This window comes from Dellaglioa sp. CoH-57-MRSF-18, assembly GCF_056781995.1.
In genome coordinates this window covers 3,396-5,181 of record NZ_JBXAXX010000010.1, presented here as the reverse complement: position 1 = coordinate 5,181, position 1,786 = coordinate 3,396, and the positions used below count along the sequence as shown (strand labels likewise).

Annotated in this window: 1 rRNA gene; it reads left to right on the top strand. The window is 48.5% G+C overall.

Annotated features, from left to right (window positions below):
- Positions 1-170: 170 nt before the first annotated feature.
- Positions 171-1,731 (top strand): 16S ribosomal RNA (locus AC1RPG_RS07675).
- The last annotated feature ends 55 nt before the right edge of the window (positions 1,732-1,786 follow it).

Genomic DNA, 1,786 nt, shown 5'->3' with positions numbered 1-1,786 from the left:
TTGATATGATATAAAAGTTGTCAAAAGCAACCAAGTAGATCTTTGAAAACTGAACAAATTTTCGACAAATCAAATGTGTAGGGTCTCTTAACTAAGAGTTAAGAGCAAACATTTGCGAAGTCAATTCGCTAGTTTCAAAAAGTAACAAAACAATAAGAGCAATCAACTTTTTATATGAGAGTTTGATCCTGGCTCAGGATGAACGCTGGCGGCGTGCCTAATACATGCAAGTCGAACGCATTATCTTCACCGAGTGCTTGCACTCACCGAAGATAATGAGTGGCGAACGGGTGAGTAACACGTGGGTAACCTGCCCAAAAGAGGGGGATAACACTTGGAAACAGGTGCTAATACCGCATAATTTGTTAAACCGCATGGTTTGATAATGAAAGACGGCGTAAGCTGTCACTTTTGGATGGACCCGCGGCGTATTAGCTAGTTGGTGAGGTAAAGGCCCACCAAGGCAATGATACGTAGCCGACCTGAGAGGGTGATCGGCCACATTGGGACTGAGACACGGCCCAAACTCCTACGGGAGGCAGCAGTAGGGAATCTTCCACAATGGACGAAAGTCTGATGGAGCAACGCCGCGTGAGTGAAGAAGGTTTTCGGATCGTAAAGCTCTGTTGTTAGAGAAGAATGTAGGTAAGAGTAACTGTTTACCTAGTGACGGTATCTAACCAGAAAGCCACGGCTAACTACGTGCCAGCAGCCGCGGTAATACGTAGGTGGCAAGCGTTATCCGGATTTATTGGGCGTAAAGCGAACGCAGGCGGTTTTTTAAGTCTGATGTGAAAGCCTTCGGCTCAACCGAAGAAATGCATTGGAAACTGGATAACTTGAGTGCAGAAGAGGAGAGTGGAACACCATGTGTAGCGGTGAAATGCGTAGATATATGGTAGAACACCAGTGGCGAAAGCGGCTCTCTGGTCTGTAACTGACGCTGAGGTTCGAAAGCATGGGTAGCAAACAGGATTAGATACCCTGGTAGTCCATGCCGTAAACGATGAGTGCTAAGTGTTGGAGGGTTTCCGCCCTTCAGTGCTGCAGCTAACGCATTAAGCACTCCGCCTGGGGAGTACGACCGCAAGGTTGAAACTCAAAGGAATTGACGGGGGCCCGCACAAGCGGTGGAGCATGTGGTTTAATTCGAAGCAACGCGAAGAACCTTACCAGGTCTTGACATCTTCTGACAAACCTAGAGATAGGCCGTTCCCTTCGGGGACAGAATGACAGGTGGTGCATGGTTGTCGTCAGCTCGTGTCGTGAGATGTTGGGTTAAGTCCCGCAACGAGCGCAACCCTTATTATTAGTTGCCAGCATTTAGTTGGGCACTCTAATGAGACTGCCGGTGACAAACCGGAGGAAGGTGGGGATGACGTCAAATCATCATGCCCCTTATGACCTGGGCTACACACGTGCTACAATGGACGGTACAACGAGTTGCGAGACCGCGAGGTTAAGCTAATCTCTTAAAGCCGTTCTCAGTTCGGATTGTAGGCTGCAACTCGCCTACATGAAGTTGGAATCGCTAGTAATCGCGGATCAGAATGCCGCGGTGAATACGTTCCCGGGCCTTGTACACACCGCCCGTCACACCATGAGAGTTTGTAACACCCAAAGCCGGTGAGGTAACCTTTTAGGAGCCAGCCGTCTAAGGTGGGACAGATGATTAGGGTGAAGTCGTAACAAGGTAGCCGTAGGAGAACCTGCGGCTGGATCACCTCCTTTCTAAGGAATATTACGGAAACCTACACACTTGTCGAAAATTTGTTTAGTTTTGAGG